The 22,474-nt window shown below is 40.5% G+C and carries 20 protein-coding genes and 1 pseudogene; 3 read left to right on the top strand and 18 right to left on the bottom strand.

The features are described from left to right. Window positions 1-8 precede the first annotated feature (8 nt). From NOM01_RS03455 to NOM01_RS03445, 3 genes and pseudogenes are all read right to left on the bottom strand, one after another. Complete coding sequence (locus NOM01_RS03455; protein ID WP_255746429.1) at window positions 9-611, bottom strand: ECF transporter S component; 603 nt, start codon at window positions 609-611, stop codon at window positions 9-11. Between the two features lie 348 nt (window positions 612-959). Beyond that, window positions 960-1,334 (bottom strand): annotated as a pseudogene (locus tag NOM01_RS03450) (phage holin family protein). Window positions 1,335-1,979: 645 nt separating this feature from the next. After that, window positions 1,980-3,026 (bottom strand): C39 family peptidase, encoded by a 1,047-nt coding sequence (locus tag NOM01_RS03445; RefSeq protein WP_255746428.1) that lies wholly within the window; start codon window positions 3,024-3,026, stop codon window positions 1,980-1,982. 155 nt (window positions 3,027-3,181) lie between these two features. Between NOM01_RS03445 and NOM01_RS03440 the strand changes: the two genes are divergently transcribed. Beyond that, a complete protein-coding gene (locus NOM01_RS03440) occupies window positions 3,182-4,117 on the top strand; it encodes an exonuclease domain-containing protein (protein WP_255746427.1) in 936 nt (311 codons plus the stop codon). An 88-nt stretch (window positions 4,118-4,205) separates the two neighbouring features. Here NOM01_RS03440 and NOM01_RS03435 read toward each other — a convergent pair whose 3' ends face one another. The 14 genes from NOM01_RS03435 to NOM01_RS03370 all read right to left on the bottom strand — a co-directional run bounded on the left by NOM01_RS03435 (window position 4,206) and on the right by NOM01_RS03370 (window position 17,563). Then, on the bottom strand, window positions 4,206-4,382 hold the full coding sequence (locus NOM01_RS03435; RefSeq protein WP_255746426.1) for a hypothetical protein: 177 nt from the start codon (window positions 4,380-4,382) through the stop codon (window positions 4,206-4,208). 216 nt (window positions 4,383-4,598) lie between these two features. Next, entirely contained in the window at window positions 4,599-5,105 is a 507-nt protein-coding gene (locus tag NOM01_RS03430) for a DUF3189 family protein (RefSeq protein ID WP_255746424.1), read from the bottom strand. Window positions 5,106-5,782: 677 nt separating this feature from the next. Next, window positions 5,783-6,902, bottom strand: a protein-coding gene (locus tag NOM01_RS03425; RefSeq protein WP_255746422.1) for an IS3 family transposase whose coding sequence is annotated in 2 segments (ribosomal slippage) — window positions 5,783-6,635 and window positions 6,634-6,902 — 1,122 coding nt in all. Because the reading frame shifts where the segments join, the coding sequence is not laid out codon by codon here. Between the two features lie 32 nt (window positions 6,903-6,934). Beyond that, window positions 6,935-7,408, bottom strand: coding sequence for a hypothetical protein (locus NOM01_RS03420; RefSeq protein ID WP_255746419.1), 474 nt, complete (start codon window positions 7,406-7,408; stop codon window positions 6,935-6,937). A gap of 1,387 nt (window positions 7,409-8,795) precedes the next feature. Next, entirely contained in the window at window positions 8,796-10,130 is a 1,335-nt protein-coding gene (gene glnA / locus NOM01_RS03415) for a type I glutamate--ammonia ligase (RefSeq protein WP_255746417.1), read from the bottom strand. A 61-nt stretch (window positions 10,131-10,191) separates the two neighbouring features. After that, window positions 10,192-10,578: a MerR family transcriptional regulator gene (locus NOM01_RS03410; protein ID WP_253060748.1), complete on the bottom strand. Its 387-nt coding sequence runs from the start codon at window positions 10,576-10,578 to the stop codon at window positions 10,192-10,194. Between the two features lie 105 nt (window positions 10,579-10,683). After that, window positions 10,684-11,964, bottom strand: coding sequence for a methionine gamma-lyase family protein (locus NOM01_RS03405; protein WP_255746415.1), 1,281 nt, complete (start codon window positions 11,962-11,964; stop codon window positions 10,684-10,686). A gap of 3 nt (window positions 11,965-11,967) precedes the next feature. After that, window positions 11,968-13,221, bottom strand: a complete 1,254-nt coding sequence (gene hflX, locus NOM01_RS03400) for a GTPase HflX (RefSeq protein WP_255746413.1) — start codon at window positions 13,219-13,221, stop codon at window positions 11,968-11,970. Between the two features lie 25 nt (window positions 13,222-13,246). Next, complete coding sequence (locus tag NOM01_RS03395; RefSeq protein WP_255746411.1) at window positions 13,247-14,200, bottom strand: AAA family ATPase; 954 nt, start codon at window positions 14,198-14,200, stop codon at window positions 13,247-13,249. A 257-nt stretch (window positions 14,201-14,457) separates the two neighbouring features. Next, window positions 14,458-14,691 carry an RNA chaperone Hfq gene (gene hfq, locus NOM01_RS03390; RefSeq protein WP_093669405.1) on the bottom strand — a complete coding sequence of 78 codons (234 nt, stop codon included), beginning with the start codon at window positions 14,689-14,691 and terminating at the stop codon, window positions 14,458-14,460. Window positions 14,692-14,895: 204 nt separating this feature from the next. Next, window positions 14,896-15,855 carry a tRNA (adenosine(37)-N6)-dimethylallyltransferase MiaA gene (gene miaA / locus NOM01_RS03385; RefSeq protein ID WP_255746409.1) on the bottom strand — a complete coding sequence of 320 codons (960 nt, stop codon included), beginning with the start codon at window positions 15,853-15,855 and terminating at the stop codon, window positions 14,896-14,898. Between the two features lie 315 nt (window positions 15,856-16,170). Next, complete coding sequence (locus tag NOM01_RS03380; protein ID WP_255746407.1) at window positions 16,171-16,794, bottom strand: DUF5052 family protein; 624 nt, start codon at window positions 16,792-16,794, stop codon at window positions 16,171-16,173. Between the two features lie 312 nt (window positions 16,795-17,106). After that, window positions 17,107-17,235, bottom strand: coding sequence for a hypothetical protein (locus tag NOM01_RS03375; protein ID WP_255746405.1), 129 nt, complete (start codon window positions 17,233-17,235; stop codon window positions 17,107-17,109). Window positions 17,236-17,266: 31 nt separating this feature from the next. Then, window positions 17,267-17,563, bottom strand: coding sequence for a hypothetical protein (locus NOM01_RS03370; RefSeq protein WP_255746404.1), 297 nt, complete (start codon window positions 17,561-17,563; stop codon window positions 17,267-17,269). Window positions 17,564-18,321: 758 nt separating this feature from the next. Between NOM01_RS03370 and NOM01_RS03365 the strand changes: the two genes are divergently transcribed. After that, entirely contained in the window at window positions 18,322-19,773 is a 1,452-nt protein-coding gene (locus NOM01_RS03365; protein WP_255746402.1) for an IS1182 family transposase, read from the top strand. Between the two features lie 315 nt (window positions 19,774-20,088). Here the strand turns inward: NOM01_RS03365 and NOM01_RS03360 are convergent, their stop codons facing one another. Beyond that, complete coding sequence (locus NOM01_RS03360; protein WP_255746400.1) at window positions 20,089-20,868, bottom strand: hypothetical protein; 780 nt, start codon at window positions 20,866-20,868, stop codon at window positions 20,089-20,091. Between the two features lie 257 nt (window positions 20,869-21,125). Here NOM01_RS03360 and NOM01_RS03355 point away from each other — a divergent pair, with 257 nt between their 5' ends. Beyond that, window positions 21,126-22,274: a helveticin J family class III bacteriocin gene (locus tag NOM01_RS03355; RefSeq protein WP_255746399.1), complete on the top strand. Its 1,149-nt coding sequence runs from the start codon at window positions 21,126-21,128 to the stop codon at window positions 22,272-22,274. Window positions 22,275-22,474: the final 200 nt, after the last annotated feature.

The following is a 22,474-nucleotide window of genomic DNA, read 5'->3' as shown; positions in this document are numbered from 1 at the left end:
GGAAAGACTCAGCTGCCCAGTTTTTTCCTGATTATCATAAGCGGATTTGCAATCATTGGCGAGATAAAGCACGCGGCGAGCGCTTCAGCAATTCCATTAGTTGCTACAACAACGAGCAGAGCAGGCAGCAGTCTGCTCACATCGATTTGCAGATAATTTGCATAGGGTACTCGATAAAAAATATAGATAAGGCCAAGAACAAGCACTGTATTGGTAATGGATCCAAATAAAGCAGCTATGGACATACAAACAATGCGCGGGAGCTTCGTTCTTTTCAATAAAATAAAAAGATATCCGGCAACAAAGCCGACAAGAATTCGCGGTATCACTGAAATTAAAGGATTAGTGAATACAATCGGTGCAATTGGACTACTTGGAAAAGTGAATGCACGTATAAAAGTAGTCATTCCCCATACCCCGCCAATGATCGCTCCTTCAATCGGCCCCAGAACAATGGCGACAACAATGACGGTTAAATGAATAATGGTTAAACTTAAAGCACCAATCGGAATATAACCAAGAAAAGGCACAAAATTTTGCAAAAGGATAATTGCCGTAAATACACTTAGGAGAACTAAGCGATATGTTTGATTTTGACCCCCGTTTTTCATAACTTGCTCCTTCTTCAACTTGATTGAGTATTTTTATTGATCTTGATCATTAGCCTACTATGAATTATAGTTGGTTTTTTCAATCTAGCAAGATAGGCTTAATGAAAGCATGACAAGAAAAATGATACAGGCAGCAGAGACAATCGTTTGTTTACATAATATTTTTCTGTTATTAACTGGTGTAATCAAAATAGAATAGTGTAATAAAAAGGAGTTCCTCTATTTCATTGATGCACCTTATGGACCGGAAATTTAATGAAATAGGTGCTAAATTAAAAGACAATGAATCCCTATTATTTAAAGGAGTCATTGCCATTTTCTTTATTGAATTTATGCATATTAAATCGTTCACTGCTTCCCTTCTTTATCTTTCAGAATACCGATTAATTGCTTGATCTGCTTCGGCACAGGCAGACCCGTCCTGCCGGCGTTTTCTAAAATGGACAAGAGTTAAAAATAGATGGTTGCATCCATGATAATATTTTTCGAACCAATAATTTGATCACATAGATGACTGACAGCCACAATAGCGAAAATCATCACTTTTTTGGCAATGCCTTTGAAACCAATTTTACTAGACAAAGCACTGACATAGGCGGCTGCGAGAAGTCCGGAAACATAATCAATGATCACAAAAGCGACCAATACTGCAATTAATGGTGTCCATTCACCGTATAAATAACCCGACACTGCACCAAAGATTGCTGCAATACTCCTATAGATAAATTCATATTTTGTCACAACTTCATCACCTCATAACTTCTTTATCTATAATTTATGTCCGAGTGTTCATTCATGTAAAGGCTTGCGATACAGCAAGAATAACCATTTTATTTCAAAATAATGAGCTCATATCCAATGGGGAGAGTAACAATGAAATGCTTGAACAAAGCAAAAAAAGAACCCCTGGTTAAGGGGTTCAAGTAACGATTGTTTTGGGAGTTATTGCTTAAATACTTACATAATGAATGTAACATAATGTGGAACAATCAACATCAAACTTTAGCGTGATTTGCATCTACGTCTAAGGTCTTAAAAATAAAAAAAGAATTTAAGGTGAACATGGCATGCATGCAAATCTTAAACTTAAAGGATGGGAAAGTTAATGAGGCAAGCATTGTACTGCCAGACGCAACTCGTTTTCTAAGTGCGCTGGAATAAATTAAGTATTTGGGGCAAGATTTGCTGGAGGCATAACCTGGATTCACCTCAAATCCGACCGATAAAACATTGAATTGTTTTACCACTATTATCTTATCTTGTTTTCATCCGCATGAACAACGTATTTATGATGCGCAACCCCGCATTCTTTATGCGGGATCACGCATAATCACGCACGATTCGTCTCAATTCACCAAATATCTCAACTCAATATGAAAGTGCTCGCTGCTCTAAAGCATTCCAGTGAACCATCATCTGCTTATTATTCATCCAGCGTTTCGTCCCTGTCCATGGATCATTATAATAAAATCCGTTTTTTGAATATCCAGTCAAGGTTAGCGCATGATAAGTAAACCCATCATATGTTCCCCAAATTACAACTGGATGATCGCTGCTAAGATAGTCCTTCAATTTATCTGTTGAGGCCCCAGTTAGATTAATTGCACTGCCAGCATAGTGCTTAACCAGCTTCATTAACGCAGGCGGATAGATGGTTGCCCCGGACTTTGAGTAGGGACTGCCGATAAATCCTGTGTTGGGATCACCGTTCGTTGCTCGTGGCATCTCCTCCGCAAGTTTATCCTTAGTCACATTCGCTCCTTTGTAGCGCAGCATCATTGTCACGGCCGTAATCTCGCACCCGGTTGGCAACTCCGGTAATTGACTAATGACGCCAACATTCATTCGATAACTGTTAGGGATTTTGGTTCCCGTATACACAATCTCTGAACGCGCTTGTTTGATCACCTTATGTGACTGTACTTTTCCAAGCACAAGTTTGCCGTTCGTTCGTTTTGCTTGATAACCTACGAGGACGGAGCCATTTTTTCCCGCTTGGTGCACCTGGTGATCTCCTCGAAATAGGGATTTCTTCTTGATGGTTAGTGTTTTGTATGCAATAATCTCTTTTTTTTCATAGATAACATGAATCGCTGTGGAAATAGTTGTACTGTTCCCGTTAGACTTATATGTATAGGTAAGCTTATATATTCCTGTTGTATTAGGATCAACATGCCCGGAAATGGTTAATTTTTTTAAAGTGAGCTTCTTTCCCTCCTTATTGGTCACGACAACGTTTTTCTTAGAATCAAAGTCATCTCCCAATTGAATCGTCTTCGCTACATTCTGTACATTTATAATGACCTGTTTTTCTTGTTCAGTTTGTCCGAAAATACTTTTAGAACAACCGAAAAGCAGCAAAATACTGATACACATTAAAACGAAACAGATATTGCACTTCAGGTGTTTAACCAATGAATCCGTCCTCCAAGCCAATAAGCTTTTGATTAAACAAAGTTAGCACATAAAACTTAAAAATGCCTTAAAAAAATCTTGCAGATTATGATTTGCAAATCTCGTGTTATTATAGTAATAGATTGAAAAAGCTATTTAGAATGGAGAGACTGAGGATGCCGGAACTATCTTATGTGGCGATCGACTTCGAAACTGCAAATTCGCGACGCACTTCCCCGTGTTCTGTCGGATTAACAAAAGTTATTCAAGGACAAGTTATCGACTCCTTCTACTCTTTGATTAACCCTGAAGAATTCTTTGATCCTTATAATACGCAGATTCATGGGATTCATGAAGATGATGTCGTCCAGGCACCAACTATGGATGAGCTTTATCCTAAACTGCTTCCATTTATTGAGGGGCTTCCACTGGTTGCTCACAATGCCAGCTTTGATATGAGTGTTCTGCGTTTTACATTGGATAAATATCGGCTGCCTTATCCGGAAGTCAATTACTTCTGTTCTTATATCCTTGCAAAAAAGTTGCTCACGCTGCCTTCATACCGTTTAGATCGCGTTGCTTCCCATTACCGAATCTCCTTCCATCATCACCAAGCTTCCGATGATGCCTTGGTTTGTGCTGAGATCGTTCGGCAAATGATGCAGGAGTTTCATATTGAGACGCTCGATCAGATGCAGAAGGCGATCAATTATAAGTTAGGCAGATTACATAAACATTCCTATGCACCCTTTTCATCCGTCAGAACACGTCGAGAGGCTGCATTCAGGCCTTCAGACATTACTTCTAAGAAAACATCTTTTGATAACCAACACCCTTTGTTTCATCAAACCGTGGTGTTTACAGGCGTGCTTCAATCGATGTCCCGTGAAGAGGCGTGTCAGAAAGTTGCTGATTGCGGCGGGGCCAACGGCAACGGCGTGACAAAGAAAACAACGTTACTTGTTATTGGCAAACCAGATCGACGAACAATGATGCATTCGAAAAGCAGCAAAGTGCTTAAAGCAGAACATCTTGCAGCCTCCGGACAATCTATTTCCATTATAGATGAAAATCATTTCTTGGACATGTTGAAGATTTTAAATGAAAATTAAAGGTCCGCACCTAATGGATCTCTTACAAAAAAATGATCCTTGGCACCATTCTGCTAAGGATCATTTTTATTTAAATATGAAGCATTATTTACCAATAGCCCATATCCTTCCAAATCAAATGACAATAAATGAACGCAATGTATGTTGAGCGAAGGACTGGCTGCCGCTTGTGGTTATTACGATAAATATTCACGAACAGCCTGATGATCCTCAATCTCTGCTTCCACATCGGTCGCTCAATTTGCGTACGTACAGGTTGTTTCATTAACATCCATCCTTTAGGGCAGAATGCGGGAAAGGAGCCACCTAAATAGCCTGGTCATTATTTGATATTCTTAAACATAAGGTTTGGTGACAAACCAAAAACAATTTGAATCACAAACCCAACAATCCATTCAAAATTGCGACCGCCACAAAGTTATGATCCTACAGATGATTAACAATCATCCTCCTCATTCGACATGACCATAACCGGTTATGCCTATTTAAACGAATTATTTTGTAAAACAGTAACCTTTTTCTCGCTTGTTCTTGCTGCCTTTTTGGTGTACGCGACAAGACGAATGATATCCTGACAGCATTGCTTTGCTCCAAGTACAAGCAGCGGTACACCAATAAAATCTATTTTCATCCATCTGGAACATAAGCCACCGATCGTCATCGCAAATGGCACGGTCGGTGACGTGTTTGAAAAAATGATCTTTTCATTGCCCTTATATTTCTGCTGCAATAGTAAACTTAAATTATTCAACGCCGGAAGCAGGTGTTTAGACGTACCACGCCCCACCGTATAAACCGAATTTCCTTCATCATCAATTCCGTGATAAATGATTTTACCCATATCCGAGCTGTTTAGCTTATTAAAAAAAGGCACAGCTAAAATTTCTGCCCTTGTCAATTTGTGATCAGCAGATATTTTTTTCAAATGATACGCTGCTGCTAATGCAGTCGTATGTGTCCCGCCAAAGTCATTATATATGTAAATCACCTAATCATCCTTTTTTTAATTTGGATTTACTTATATTGTTATCTCCATTTAAACAGAAGATTATCCTCATCATTTCTTGCTTGATAAGAAAAAAACTCAATCTGAAAAAATATCATGAATACGAGTCAAGTAGACGTATTTGATATGATATTAAACAGATTGAGTCGATACATTAAATTTGATCTGATGACTATTAAAAAAATGCCTGATGAGATATTTTTACATTTTTAACAGCCTGACACCGGTACTCTTTCGGTGTCAGGCCGCTTAATCTCAACCCAAATCAAAACTCCTGCTCTTTATGCCACTTCACTATTGCTTGCTTAAATGTACTTTCTTTTCCGGCATCAAAGTGCTGATTAATCTCCGAAAATCGTTTATTTCATCAACATTTTTGAAAAATTGTTTGGGTAGAACTACTGCTTGATTCTTTGATACATGAATCCGAAACATATCTTTATGTTCATATGCAGAAACAAAATCTAAAGTGGACCCCATTGTCAAGACACGGATTTGAAAAATTTAAGGTGGGTATTTGATGGCCTTCCCCATCCTAACCTCGAGCCCTGTTTCCTTTGGGGTTCTGTCCAGGGCGACCGCAGGGAGGGCGAAGCCGATACCCCTTGACAGGTTCTCAAAGGAAACAGACACTTTCTCAAGGATGGGGAGGGACACACCTACCCCTGGTGATAAACAGAAGCCGGTGTTTGATAGCCGAGCGACTGGTGTGGCCGTTCATGGTTATAAAGATTCAGATAGTTGTCAATGCCCCTGCGGGCATCTCTTGGATTTGCGTAGTCTTTGAGATAGACTTCCTCGTACTTGACCGAACGCCATAATCGCTCGGTAATTATGTTATCCAGAGCACGGTTCTTCCCGTCCATACTGATTTTTACTGATTTTTCCTTGAGAAGATCTAGATAGTGCGGACTCGTGAAATGGCTGCCCTGATCACTGTTCATGATTTCCGGTCTTGCCTGCGTGAGTGCATCGTTAACGGTTTGCGTGATGAGCTCAATCTCCAGCGTCTGTTCCAAGGACCAACTGATAACGTAGCGTGAGTACCAGTCGATAATGGCGGCCAAATACATCCAACCGTGTCTTAAGCGAATGTAAGTGATGTCAATACCCCAGACATGATTGGGATAGGTAATGGCCAAATTCCGCAGCAGATAAGGATAAACATACTGATTTCGGTATCGCTTACTCAGATTAGGCCCAGGATGAATGCCCTGAATCCCCATCTCGCGCATATGACGCTGAACTGCTTTGCGATTGATCATCACTCCTTCCTGGTTAAGCAGATAGGTCATCCGACGCGAACCATAAAACGGGTATTTGGTGTACAACTCATCAAGACGATGCTTGATCATAATCTCCCTAGGCGAAGGCAGAACGGGCTTGTAGTAGAGGCTTGAACGATTCAGCGAGAGAAGCTCCGACTGTTTCTTGATGGGCAGTTCTGGATCTTCCCAGTCGACTAAAATCAAGCGGTCATCGCGTGACATCGTCATAGCCAGATTTTTTTTTAAGCCACGAGAGTTCCGTGGTTAAACGTCCAACTTCGCCATAGAGTCGTTCAATTTTTTCTTCGTATTCCTCCTGCATCCGGCTCTGATCAGTCCGCTTACGATCGAAGAGCTGTGGGAGCTGGTCTAGAGCTGTCTTTTTCCATTGCCGAAGCTGATTGACATGAACACCGTACGCAGAGGACAATTCGTTTAACGTCTTTTCCTCTTTCAGAATTTCGAGCACGACTTTGACTTTGAATGTTTGAGAGTAAGATTTTCGTTTCATAGATCTACCTTAACACATCCTTATTTCGTGTCTTAATTCTTGGGTCCATTATAATCTTCCCACTTGAAAAAAGTCTTTGATTTTCCACGAGTTTGCACAATTTCATTTTGATTGACCTCATACTGAATTTCTTGTTTGATTAATTGATTACTCGAATATTCATTTCTTATTCTAAGAGGAAAAATAATCATTAATAATAAACAGAATACGACCGTAAAAGCTGCTGCCATTGTAAATGAAATCAGTAACTTTTGAAACAGGATCAAATTTATCAAAAGTAAGATGATAAAAAATGAAATGCTTGTTACTGTAAATAACTTTTTTCTTACATAAAAATTATACTTTTTAAATTCACGCCAAGTTAGTGTGCCGCCACAATGGATCACATCATTTTTCATCGTTTCAACTCCCTGACTCATATTAAAACTCTTATCCTTCACGCCCTTCCCCTTCCCACGTTGTTTTAACACGTATGTTGTCTCTCCAAACTCCAGCAGATTTATCATTTTTAGCTTCCTGTTACGATCACAATCACATTGTTATTTGTTTCCATTATATCAATATTCAGCTTCATTGCGGCAGGATTTATCTTCATTTCAATCGCACAGGAACCGCTCCTGATATGGTAAAATGAAGTATTGGTTGATCGAATGAGATCCCGATTTTTTAATAAGGGGATGCAGCCATTATGAGTTATAAGCAATACCTAATATTGGCAATACCATTTGTATCTGCCTTTATTTTGATAGCTTTATTCGGTCCTGCAGATCTTAGACTATGGGCAGTTATTCTTATTACCATTCCTGGTGTTATTCGTGAACTAGTTAATTTCGTGCACAAAAGAAAAGAGCAAAAAAAACAATAGTGTCGAACTGTAAATCAGTTCTATCTCCAAATTCTGACCTCACCAAATTTACCTTTTGAAACAAAATCAAAATCGATTTAAAAATCTTCCGTTCCGTCAACATTATTCCAACTTCATTAAATCCAAGATCATTCTCTACTTCTTTTACCTTTGCTGTCTACTGAGAAATGCACATTATTTGCAATCGTTTTATATTGCTTTGCATTATAATAAATTCATAATCCGAATCAAGGGGCTAATCCGATGTTCAACAAGTTGCTCAACAGAATAAAACGCCATTATAAATCAAAACGTTTTTTATTTTTGGAAGCTCCATATATCTTTTTTGGAGCCTTGTGGCTAATTTTTGCCCCTGACAAATATGATGACTGGATCACCTATTATATTTTGGCATATTTGTTCCTCGTAATGATTGTTGATATCATTGACTGGAATAAAGTTAAGAAACACAACCAACACAGCGATTCCTGATAAAATATTGTCTGTACTGTCCCACAGGGGTAATCCACAAGTCCCTGTCCGCTTAGCATTGCCTATCGTCTAAAATTTTTCCATCTTCCAGTTCGGCAGCATTTCATCGTACAACGGATGATGATAGCCATTTAAACTACAGGGCCAAGATGCTTGTTCAGCACTTGTAGTAACTCAAAATATGATCATCGATCATCATGTCAAATGCCGCTTAGTTCTCTTTTTGATGATGTATAGTGAATCACATAGATTAAGGATTTCAACCTCCGGCAACGTTCTATATCTTTTATGGCAACCTGGCCCACACTTGGGCCGTCTTTGGTCTATTGTCTAAAATCAAACTCATCCCTACTTTCACTCCGATTGTTTGCCAGCAACGGATCTGAGACATCTGCTTTTAAGGTAGAAAGATATCGAGGAAAAAACAGCTGCAAAGTATACTCAAAATATTTTTAAACATTCGCCCCTTAAATATGTGATATTGACACGTTATTTTTGGGCAAAACAAAAACCCCTCAAAGCCATACGGCTCAAGGGGTTTCAGCATTTCTTTTTGATTAATATTGTTCCATGTATTGGTCGCGTTCCCATGGGTGTACTTGAGTGCGGAACATATCCCATTCAATTTCCTTAGCGTCGTTGAAGTGAGAAACTGTATGTTCGCCAAGTGCAGCTGTGATAACTTCATCTGCATTGAATGCATCAACTGCTTCTTTAAGAGATGCAGGAAGTTCATGAATCCCAAGTTCTTCACGTTCTTGATCATTCATAACGTAGATGCTGCGGTCAACGGAAGCAGGTGGAGTCAAACCTTTCTTGATACCATCCAGTCCGGCAGCAAGCAATACAGCCATGCCAAGGTATGGGTTGGTAGCAGGGTCTACACTGCGCACTTCAATACGTGTGCTCAATCCACGAGCCGCAGGAATACGGATCAAAGCGCTTCGGTTGCTCAATGACCATGCGATATAGCTTGGTGCTTCATAACCCGGAACCAAACGTTTGAATGAGTTAACGATTGGGTTAGTGATGGCAGTAAATGCGCGTGCATGTTCCAAAACGCCGGCAATAAATGATTTAGCCGTTGCACTGAGTTTGTCTTCAGTGTCAGCATCAAAGAACGCATTTTCTTTGCCCTTGAACAATGACATGTTCGAGTGCATACCTGAGCCGTTTACACCAAACAACGGTTTTGGCATGAACGTTGCATGCAAGCCATGTTTGCGAGCGATCGTTTTCACAACAAGCTTAAATGTTTGAATGTTATCACAAGTTTTTACAGCATCTGCATATTTAAAGTCAATTTCGTGCTGACCAGGAGCTACTTCATGGTGTGATGCTTCAATTTCAAAGCCCATGTCTTCAAGTTCAAGCACGATATCGCGACGACAATTTTCACCAAGATCTGTTGGTGCCAAGTCAAAATAGCCGCCTTTATCATTCAGGTCAAGAGTTGGATTGCCAGATTCATCTAATTTGAAGAGGAAGAATTCCGGTTCAGGTCCAATGTTGAAATTAGTGAAACCTAGTTTCTCCATTTCAGCCAATTGAGCCTTCAGAACCGAACGAGGATCCCCCGGGAATGGCGTACGATCAGGTTTATAAATATCGCAAATGAAGCGAGCAACTTTACCCTTTTCAGCAGTCCAAGGGAATATAACGAAACTGTCATAATCTGGATAAAGAAGCATGTCCGATTCTTCAATCCTAACAAATCCTTCGATTGAAGAACCGTCAAACATAATATCGTTATCTAGTGCTTTTTCGAGTTGACTTACAGGAATCTCTACATTTTTGATAATTCCGAGCAAGTCAGTGAACTGCAAACGAATGAACTTTACGTTTGCTTCATTTACCTTAGAAATGATGTCTTCTTTCGTAAACTTTGCCATTCAAGATCCTCCCCAAAAATAAGTTTCTGTTTTCAAAAAATTTTATATACATAGGTAGCAGTCACCGAAAGAATCGGGACAACTCCCCTTGTATTAACGAAGCCTTACCGAACTTGCCCGCTTGAACGAGTTCGGATTTCAAAAATTTCATGAGCTCAGCATCAGACATAGCTTTCTTTGCTTCAGCCGGCCGATTTGCTTCCACCGGCTTTTCACTAAGCACACGCCTTATGCCGGCAAGATTCACACCTTCGTCAAGCAAAGACTTGATGTCGAGCAAACGATCAACATCATTGAAAGAAAAGACGCGGCGATTCCCCTCACTACGTTCCGGATTAATCAAGTCATTTTCTTCGTAGTAGCGTATCTGCCTAGCCGTCAGCCCAGTTAATTTCTGAACAATGCCCATTGAGAACAAAGGCATTGAACGGCGTACGTTGTCAGCCATTTCGCCTCACGCCCCTTTCTTAAACATAATTATAACGGGCAGCCCTTAAGTTGTCAAACGATGTTAGCTTATCTCACAGCTTATGACACAGATTTAAATAAATTGTCACAATTTGATCTTTTCAGGATCAAGTAAGTTTTTCTCAAATAAGTGATTTACTGCAATCATCAAAGCAGCTTTAACGTGTTCAAATGTCAATCCGCCTTGAACATACAAAGTGAACGGGGGACGAATTGGGCCGTCTGCTGTCAACTCCAGACTTGCCCCCTGAACAAATGTTCCGGCTGCCATGATAACGTCACTCGTGTAACCAGGCATTGGGCTCGGATATGGAAGAACATGAGCATTAATTGGCGAAGCCATTTGGATCGCTTGGCAGAATGCGATCATCTGATCGGGGTCATGAAAGGTAATGCTTTGAATCAAGTCCGTACGCGCCTTTTCCCAAGAAGGCGATGTTTCCATGCCAAGCTTCTCCATGAAGGCAGATGTGAATATGGCTCCTTTAACTGCTTGAGCAACCATATGTGGTGAAAGAAAAAAGCCCTGATATTGATCCTTTAGTTCGCCTAATGACGGACCAACTTCTTTTCCCAGTCCTGGAGCTGTCAGACGTTCCGAACACATTGAAACGAGATCCTCGCGCCCGACGATGTAGCCTCCTACCTTCGCTAATCCTCCTCCAGGATTTTTGATTAACGATCCGGCCATTAGATCGGCGCCGACGTGGCAGGGTTCCAATGTTTCGGTAAATTCGCCGTAACAATTGTCGACAAAAACAAGAATATGAGGATGTGCTTTTTTAATTGCAGCAATTGCTTCCCCAATTTGGGCAATCGGAATCGACGGGCGCTGATCGTAGCCGCAAGAACGCTGAATCGCAATTAGCTTTGTGTTCTGCGCAATTTCTCGATTTACTGTCTCAATATCAATTTTGCCATTGTTGAGCGCAACATCGCGAAATCCAATACCAAAATCTTTTAATGATCCATGACTGCCGCTTGTTATACCAATGACACCTTCCAAGGTGTCATACGGCTTACCGGTTATGTACATTAATTCATCACCCGGACGAAGCACACCAAAGAGTGCAGTCGTAATCGCATGTGTTCCGGAGATCATTTGTGACCGGACAAGACCAGCTTCAGCTCCGAAACAATTTGCGTAAACTGCTTCAATGCCCTCACGACCGAAATCATCATATCCGTACCCTGTTGTTCCGCTAAAATGGGCATCACTAATCTTATTTTTTTTAAAACTGGATAAAACACGGTACTGATTTTCTAGTGAAACAGCATCAACCGCTTTTAAACGTTCTGCAATTTGCGCTTCAACTGCTGCAGCAATTTTTCTTAACTTCTCTCCATAGGCAAGTGCTTCAAACATTTTTCAAAACTCCTTATTCGTTGACGACGGATCGTGAATCAGTTTCGAGGCGATTGGTGCATCGGGAAAAACAAATCCTTCAACTTCGTAAGCCTGTGACGCTTCGTCATATTCTTGTCTTTTCAATATTGTGTTCCGCTTTAGTTCATTAAGTAATTTTCCTTCATCGGCTGGGAGCTGTGTGTGATAGTCCACCATTTGCGCTTCAATTTGTGCCAGTATTTCAGCAAGAATTCGATCACGGTCCTTAATGTCCCTTGCCGAAACGAGAAGAGATCCTTTCGGAACGATGAATGGTGTCTGTAACAGATCTTTCTTGTTATAAATCGTGAGTATAGGCAGGTCGTCTACACCGAGTTCAGACAGTAAATGGCGAACGGTTTCTTCATGTGTAATCAAATCCGGATCCGAAGCATCAAGTACATGCAAAATCAATTGTGCGCCACTCACTTCCTCAAGCGTTGAGCGGAAAGCAGCTACTAGCTGTGTTGGTAGTTCTTGAATGAAACCAACGGTATCGGACAATAGAGCCATGAAACCACCAGGAAGATTCATTTTTCGTGTCAAGGGATCAAGAGTTGCGAAAAGCTGGTTTTCAGCATAAGTTCCTGCAGCGGTTAATTGGTTGAACAGCGTGGATTTTCCCGCATTCGTGTAGCCGACAATGACCACTTGGCATTGATTATTTGACTGACGATGGTCACGATAGCGTTTGCGATGCTGTACAACGGTTTTCAACTGATTGCTGATATCCTTCATTCTGCTGCGAATATAGCGTCGATCGGATTCAAGCTTGGTTTCACCGGGACCGCGTGTCCCAATTCCTCCTCCGAGACGCGACAATGAATCTCCCATCCCGCTCAAGCGTGGCAGGAGATACTGGAGCTGGGCAAGTTCTACTTGAAGTTTGCCTTCTCGCGAACGCGCCCGCATCGCGAAAATATCTAAAATGAGCTGTGTCCGATCCAACACTTTTGCATAAAGCAGCGCTCCAAGCCGTCCCTGCTGAGAGGGAGACAGTTCACCATTAAAGATCACAGTCCCGGCGCCTAATTCTTTTTCAAGGGCATCAAGTTCTTGTAATTTACCGCTTCCAATGTAGGTAGCGGAGTCAATCTTTTGTCTTTTTTGGGTTACGACGGCAACTACTTGTCCACCGGCCGTCTTCGTCAAAGCCTCCAACTCTTCAAGTGACGATTCAAAATGATCGTCACTTTGAGAAGGAAGCTGACAGGCAACGAGTATCACACTTTCCATAAGATACCTCTCTTTAATTGATGCATTAAGCTTCGTCTGCTGGCGCGATCATTAAATGATTATCCAGTGTCAAATCACAGGCACGGATCGTCATCAGCGCGTCACGATCAAAGCTGTTTTCCCTAACTAAACGAACTGCTTGCTGACGTATCATTTTTTCCACATGATTGCGTACATAACGTCCATTACTGAAATGCGGTTCATTCTCAACAATTTTCTGATGAAGATGGCGGAATAGTTTTTTTTGTGCCTCCGCAGTCATCGTATACTCACGATCACGGATCATTTGCTTCGCAATTTCGAGCAATTCTGCACCGGAATAATCCGGAAAAGACATGATCATTGGAAAACGAGATGGCAGGCCGGGATTCATTCTGAGAAATTCATCCATTTCATCGGAATAGCCAGCAAGAATCAAAATAAACTCATCTTTATGGTCTTCCATCTGTTTCACTAATGTATCAATCGCTTCTTTTCCGAAATCCTTTTCTCCACCACGTGACAGCGAGTACGCTTCATCAATAAACAAAACACCGCCTAAAGAACGTTTTACAAGTTCTCTTGTTTTTTGCGCTGTCTGTCCAATGTATTCGCCAACAAGATCAGCTCGTTCAGCTTCGATCAAATGGCCCTTCGGCAGTATTCCCATCTCACGGAACAAGTCACTCAGAAGACGTGCAACTGTCGTCTTGCCGGTTCCTGGATTCCCCTTAAACAACATGTGGAAGGACTGTTTTTGTACCTTCAAATTAGTTTCTTCACGCTTGCGATAAATATAAAGCCACGCATAAAGTTCGCGTACCATATGTTTTATCTGATCCATTCCCACCAGTCGGTCAAGCTTTGCCTCCAGTTTTTCAAGCGGTTCATGGGTCACACGCTCATCAACTGGAAAAGGCGCAGCCTCATGTTTCTCGGTTTTCTGGTTAAAGACCACATTGATCTGACTTTTTTTTGTAAATGTATAGGCTTCTCGCACGATTCGATCACCTCGCTATTCATTGGATCAAGCACCGCTCTTGGCCTGCGTTGTTATGTATACGCCGGCTTGATCGTTTCCGTGACAAATGCCCATTACTTCGGGACATTATGAAAAATGATTGGACTGCTCTATCCTATGTCGTCGGTACCCTATTCAGAAGTGCGAAGAGCCAAAGATCCGTCACTTGCAAAGCGAGCAAAAAGCCTTACCAAAATAAAAGAAAGACAGCGTAACCGCTGCCCTTCCAGAATCTATTATGACTCGTCCTGACTGGTCCAATTCACAGGCTTTGAAGGAGTAAACGTCGAAATCGCATGTTTAAAGATTAATTGCTGCTTGCCCTCGCTGTCCAGAAGCACTGTAAAATTATCGAACCCCTTAACCTTGCCCTTCAATTGAAAACCGCTGACCAGAAAGACGGTCACAAACGTTCCTTCTTTTCGCAACTGATTCAAAAATGTATCCTGGATATTGATTGACTGTTTCATTTTATTCCTCCTCTTTTCTCTCTAAATAAAACTACTTCGATTTAATGTGAAAATTACCTGCAAGAAAACCTCTTTTGTCTGATCTTTTTTCTCTGAGAAGGAATTCAATGTCCAGTCAGAAAGATCTACAATTAAGATTATATTTTAAATTTCCATCATTTGCAAAGATCGTTTATGAAACAAGACAATAAATGTGATAAAAGTTCACGATCGCTCGCTTTTTGCCTGATGTTCTTCGATAAAACTGTAAATTTCTTCAGCTTTTCTTGAAAAGTCTTGCAGTGCATCCGTCATATCGAACCATTGAATCGGCATTTGTCTTTTGAACCATGTCAATTGTCTTTTCGCATAATGACGCGAATTTTTCTTCAACTGGTTCACAGCGTGATCAAGCGAACATAAGCCATCAAAAAACGGGATGAACTCCTTGTAACCGATCGCCTGCATCGCCTGCGCATTTCTCAAGCCTCGTTTATATAATAGCTGTGCCTCCTCAAGGAGACCTTCATCGATCATTTGGTCAACACGCATATCAATGCGTGCATACAGTATTGAGCGCTCCATGGTTAATCCAATACATAAATACGGATAGAGCGGGCGAACAGTTTCATCTTGCACGTGATCACTGAAGCGTTTCCCGGTTTCATGGAAAACTTCTAAAGCGCGTATGACACGCACCAAATTGTTAGGATGAATCCGTTCTGCTGCAACAGGATCAACATGCTTTAATAATGCGAACAGCGCTTCTCCGCCTTCTTCTTGCGCCATACGTGTTAATTCACGCCGATATTCCGGATTCGCCCCGATTGAAGCAAATTGGTAATCGTAAAGTGCAGCCTTGATATAAAAACCGGTACCGCCGACTAAAATCGGCATTTTTCCTTCAGAAGACACACTTTCAAGTACTTTCCTCGCATCATGCTGATAATCGGCTGCCGTATAAGGTTCGCTAGGTTCACAAATATTAATTAAGTGATGGGTTACACCATCTGCTTCCTCTTCAGTTACCTTTGCTGTACCAATATCCATGCCGCGATACACTTGAAATGCGTCCCCATTCACGATCTCGCTGTTAAACCGCTTTGCGAGCGCAATACTGAGTTTTGTTTTTCCGACTGCAGTTGGCCCGACAATGACAATCGTTGTTTGCATCCTATTTTTCATCTTGTACTCATGAACTCCCATGTAAAAAGTAAAAAGGTGGGTACAGTATAACACAAATCACTTTGTCACCGCATAGATAAACCTATCTATGCAGCGGCATTACGTGACAACCCCACGCGAATAGTACATAAATCGTTTACCTTAAACCACACCAAATGACGTCTGCACACGCGTTTGCGAACCTGGATCAATCAGCTCGATGATCTCACCTCTTCCCACGAGCACATCATTTACACAGTAATTATAACGAACGTGTGTTCTTTTATGCAAGTAGAATCTATTATAACCAATATTGATCGAGACAAGACCATTTATTTAATCCTTTTTAAGGAGCTCTGTGTCGTACATGGTGAAATCGCACCGATAAATAAATAGATATTTTCCATCAATGATCAATCCGGTTGAATTCGGAACTTCTGTCGCAAAATAAGAAACATGATTGCCTGCAAAGGTAGCGATTGGTTTTCCCAGCTGCGAACGAATCAAAATGACTTTCGAATGTCCGTCAAAATAATTATGATAGTTATTAACAATCCGATTAACAAATGGTACACTGCGTTCTTGGTTTTCAACCAACACCTTCTGCGGCAGTTTATTCATGACATCCTGTAGACCTTTTTCATACATGATCAATGTACTGCCCACATGAACGACTTGCTTTCCGCCAATAGTAATATTCAAAACTGATGATTCTTTGGTTGTCTCGCCCTTATCATTTGTGCGATCGAATTTATTATCCCGGGTAATCGATCCCGAAATTCCTTTTATCGTATCAATCGGCTGTCCGTCCGCGTCATAAGTCTGCATCGTCACATTTAGGCCTCTTAAGCTTCCCTCAACCTGCGTTGTGAAAAAATCCAATACCTGGCAGCCGCTGAGTACGACAATCGATAAAGCCAGTAAAGCAGCTATAAGTCCAATTTTTATTTTCTTTGTCACGAAACTTTCTCCCCTGTCCCTTGAAAAATCAATGAATCTATCAAAATCATAACGTGTGTGTCGCCTTCTGTCATCCGCCTCAAGACAGAGATAAGAAAAAAGTGCAAAAAAAATGGGCCTTTTCAGGCCCACAAAATAACAATGTACGGTAAATAAAAGATAGCACAGTAAACTGAACAGATTCTGAACAAAAAAAAACGAGCAACTAAGTGCTCGAATAAAAAGGGGGGAGATATTGCTTTCATGAGTCTATAATAACTTTAGATCCTTAAGAAACGCTTAAGATAAAGTGTTTTATTCATTGCCATTTTATTACTTTGCAATAAAAATCGCATAGATTATAAAAAGTGCCGCTAGAATCACAATAATGGACATGCAACCTGGTTTCCCAATAAACAGACGGTCAAAATTGTCGGTAGGCTTTTGCTTGCCTTCATCCATTAACATCAACTCTTCTCTACTATTCTAGTGTTTACATCCCTGACTGTCCGGCGATCATCACAAACGTCGTCCACAAGAGAATCAGCGAACAAATAATGATACCGATCAGCTTGGTGGACCGAACCAAGCCGCCTTCTTTTTTTGATTTATTTAAATACACTATTAAAATGAGCGCTGCAGCTGTAGACATATAAGCAATTCCTGCACCTGCCCAATACCAGAATACCTTTGGTGACCAGTACGCCATCTGTTGGAACCCGCTGCTGAATGAAGCGCCAATGAACATAAGTATAAATATAACTAGATTCGGATGTTTCAGTTTCTTCACTTGGTAATCTCCTCAATTCCTGAACTTACTTTATTTAAATGAAACGCATCTTTTTACATACAATCATACTTCATTAGTTATTCATAAGCGAATTAACTCGTAGCGAACATCAGCTAAAAAAGACGTGTGCAGTTAGATTAATTTCAAATGTTCTCAGATCATGCTGAATGACCAAATCTAATACCGGATCATTTTTAGATTTTTATAATCTCAAACAGTAACATTGCACTAAATGAATGCGACGATTTAAAATACTAGAAATGTTCGAATTTATAGTGATTATCCAACAAGATAAGCCTTTAAAATGGAAGGATAAGTGAATCAATCCAATCCCACGAATAAGAATCAAACAAATGAATAAGAATACACTACCCTCAAGAAAGAATAACACCGTTTTAGATCATCACTGAATTTGTTCAATTGAATATTAATTGATGCCATAATTGAAGCGATTGATGGGAAAATCTCTGATTTAAGAAAGTACGAAGATGAACACCAGAATGACTTAAACAACCGTGCTGTTTATTATGCGGTTTGCCGTGATATTGATTGGCTTGAAAAAGCAAAAAAAGATCTGATTGATGCTTAAATAAGTTGATAGAGAGAGTATTGCAAGATGGCCTAATATTTCCCCACCCCCATGCGAGGGGAGGCCACTGAAAAAGTCATTAAAAAGAGTACCATTCCTCACACAAAGTGCGGAAATGGTGCTCTTTTCCTTTATAATTATAAGTATCCTTATAAAGTGGGTGTAGCTAATGATGCCGCAACAATCCTCGATGATCTTAAGTTCTTATTCAGAACTTTATGACATGGTTGTCCCTAAGGACAACCTCTTGCGAAAAATTAATGAGCTTATTGACTTCTCTTTCGTTGTCAAAGAACTTAAAGATAAGTATTGCTTGGATAATGGTCGTAAGGCAATTAGTCCCATCCGCATGTTTAAATATTTATTGTTGAAATCTATATTCGATTTATCCGATGTTGATGTCGTTGAACGCTCCAGGTATGACTTGTCGTTTAAATATTTTTTAAGCATGGCACCAGAAGATCCTGTCATTGAGCCAAGCTCACTGACAAAATTTCGGAAACTCCGTTTAAAAGATATTGCCCTTCTAGATCTGTTGATCAATAAGACCGTGACGATTGCGATAGAAAAAGGCATAATCAAAAGTCATACCATTATTGTAGATGCCACCCATACGAAAGCACGCTATAATCAAAAAACTCCGTTAGAGATTCTTTCAGAACGATCGAAAAAGCTTCGAAAAGCCGTCTATAAAGTCAACGAAAAGATGAAAGAAAAATTTCCGACAAAAACCGCTTCAGAAGCCATTGAGGACCAAACCGATTATTGTCAACAGCTGGTTCAGGTGATTGAGAAGGAGCCCGTGCTTTCAGAATACCCAAAAGTCAAACAAACCCTGAATCTTTTAAAAGAGACGGTGAATGACGATCTGGAACAGTTACAATTGGCCACAGATCCAGATGCTAAAGTGGGCCATAAAACAGCAGACACCTCCTTTTTTGGCTATAAGACCCATCTGGCGATGAACGAAGAACGCATCATCACAGCAGCGGTCCTTACCACTGGGGAAAAGAACGATGGCAAGCAATTAGAAACGTTGATTCAGAAAAGCATTCAGACAGGAATGAACGTAAAAACAGTGATTGGCGATACTGCTTATTCTGAAAAGGGAAATATTGAGTACACTCAGAAAAATGAGATAGAATTAGTAGCGAAATTAAATCCCTTGATCACTCAAGGGCATCGGAAGAAAGAAGAAGAGTTCCAATTTAATAAGGACGCTGGTATGTATGTGTGCAAAGCAGGGCATATGGCGATTCGAAAAGCGAGACAGGGGAAAAAAGATGCTGGAAAGAATCAAAAAGATACGTATTATTTTGATATAAATAAATGTCAGCAGTGCCCCTTCCGAGAAGGATGTTACAAGGAAGGGGCAAAAAGTAAGACGTATTCCGTCAGCATTAAATCAGATGAGCATTCGAGACAGGCCGCATTCGAAAAAACGGAGTATTTTAAAGAAAGATCAAAAGAACGCTACAAAATAGAGGCGAAGAATAGTGAATTAAAACACAGACACGGGTATGATGTCGCAAAATCCTCGGGTCTGGTTAGTATGGACATACAAGGAGCCATGGCGATATTCACAGTGAATTTAAAGAGAATACTGAAGCTCATGGGATAAAGAGACGGGGAAAGGCCTCCCTATTCAAAGAAAAAAGCGACTCAGAGATTCACTTTCGAATTTCTGAGTCGCTTTTTCGATAACGCTATTCAGTTCTTCTGAAAAAACGGAGGTTTTTCAGTGGCCTCATGCGAGGGTGGGGGATTTTTTATTGCCGTTGACTAAAAATAGCTCATGAAAATCCTCGGGATTTCATGAACCATTTTTTGATGAGAAACTGTATACGGAGCAACCTCTTTTTTATTGATCGTTGATCGAATATGAATGACGCGTTAGAGCGATCAATTGTGAATAATGCCTTCGTTGCTTTCAATTTCACTGAATCTCAAAATAAGAAAGAATGCGCATGGCGCTTACCCAACCTGAAGGTACGGAGCTCTTTTGAGATTTAAGGTAGTAGTAAGTATCCTGTTCCCGAGTCCGTTTTACAGCCTTAGTGACCTTAAATTCAGACTTACTTGGAATTGTTGAGCCTATAAAATCAGATTTTTGAGCCAATCTCTTAGTCTTGTATTGCGTGTAAGGAGGATAATTCCAAATAACACCTGGAGTGGCAACCCCGACGACGTGGTCCTTGTAGATAGCAGGAATTGTTGTGGGCTGGGTAGTCATTGCTTTTTTAACTCCGCCAGCAAATGAGCCGACTTTTTTGCCCCCATAGACGTAACCCCGATATTTACCATTCATCGTCACGACACGATAATAAACGGAACCGGTGTTGGTGACCTTATAACCGTAGGCACGGAAATAATAAGTTGAACCCTTATAAGCGTGGTTTCTCAGACTACCATAGTAATAATCAGCATCTGCATGAGTATAAGAAGCAAATTTTGCCATCTTGCTCTTAGAAGCTACTAGTTTAGCCCCTTTTACCGTGCCGGGTTTCGTATAAAGGGCGTATTTACCTGTAGCAACCACGTTACGGGTGGATCCGGCTGTCTTTAAAGGCGTGTAGCCCACTTTAATTGTTGCCGTATTGGTTTTAACGGTTTTATTGGGTTTATTGGATGTATTGGATGTATTGCATGATGTTATAGTCAGTAAGCTCGCTACAGCAAGGACTGAAACCATGAATAATTTTGTCCATTTATTCATATCTAAATCCCCCTTGTCTAATACGTTTTGGACTTAATCGTAACGCCCAGTTCAGCTCAGGGACTGCGTGATGATCCTCTTATTTTACTTCATTATAACATAACGTAACGCATAGACTAAACGCCTTTGCGGTTTTCCTTTTTCTTAAAGAAAAGCTTACATCACTTACAACAATCCACAATAGTGTTATAATAAAATAGGTTTGCAATAATGAGAATATTATTGCAAACCGAATTTTTAGACAGGAGGAATTTGTTATGAGTGGAAATGATAAAGCCGGCCAATTAGATGAGCAATTTGACGCTGGTAAACCTGTTCCGACTGACCAATTGGTTATGAACCGAGACGATTTTGATTCCGACGAAGCCATGGAGCACTACTTTAAGGATCACCCTGAAGCCCCTCATCAGGCCTATGACGCATATAAAGAAGAAATATCAGCAAGTCATCAACAAAAAATAACTATTTCCTCTCAGGCGGCAACTGGTAGTCAAGTTTATTCATTACATGATTTATACTCCGAACATGTTGTCCAAAGTGCCTATGTAGGAACTTCATACCTTTACACCACTCAACAAGTTGATAATAGTGAGGGAGCCTATCAAATAATCACACGTTTTCCATTGAACGGTTCATCACTAAAAGCGCAAGATTACATGACTCTCGGGCGATTTGGACATGGTGAGACGTTACAGTGGTTTGACCACAATGGAAAAGATTATTTCTGGGTAGTTGCAAAGGCAACACGGGTCGATAATCCAACGGCTTCTGGTTTCGACTGGGGAACACAAATTGCACGGATTCAATATCAAGCTGGCGCTTCTGTTGACTACACGGATGTTCCTCGTTTCTCAAGCATCAATCGTGCCAATAATTTAGGTACATCTTTTGGTACATTGAAGCGTTGTGAAGCAGCTTTAAGTAGCTCTCGTGTCCATTTATTGATCTGGTCAATGAATACGTCCAATACGGTTCAATTTGCTTATTACAATGCTGAGGGACTAAATGATATTTTAGATGAGCAGGAAGCTCAAGCTTCAAAGTATATTTCAGCTGGTGACCCTTCTGTTGTCAGTCTATGTGTAAGTTCATATCAATCAAGTGATTTTTACAATGCAGTTAAGTATCAATCTGTTCAAGGGATTGAGTTTTCTGACGGACAAGCTATTTATATTTCAAGTGGTGGCACCGGTAAAACACCAGTTATTCAAAAAGGCAATTGGGGCACAACTTATTTCATTCCATACGCTGTTACTATTGAAGGTGGTGCCTTAAGCAATCCAGCAGTTAATCAAGTTGAAACTGAAGGGATTCAATTAAAGGGAGACTATGTTTACTTAAATGTATCTCTGCATAGCGGCGATAAATCTAAATTGATTTTCACAGTACCTAAAAATGATTTTTAACCAACTTTCATCAACATGTAATCTAAGAAGCTATGACTTAAGCTTCAAAATTTTCCCATGCGAGAGTGTGGGGTTTAAAGAAAACGGAGAACCGCCAAATTCACCACCAATGTTTTTGTGCACTTCACGCAGAATCTCGAAACGGGATTGATCAACAATCTTTAATTGTATCTCACTTATTAAATCTGTGGGAGAAAATA

It is taken from the genome of Sporolactobacillus sp. STSJ-5, assembly GCF_024385605.1.
In the GTDB taxonomy this organism is placed as follows: domain Bacteria; phylum Bacillota; class Bacilli; order Bacillales; family Sporolactobacillaceae; genus Sporolactobacillus.
Note: the sequence above shows the minus strand (reverse complement) of the source record. Positions and strands in the feature narration are given on the sequence as shown.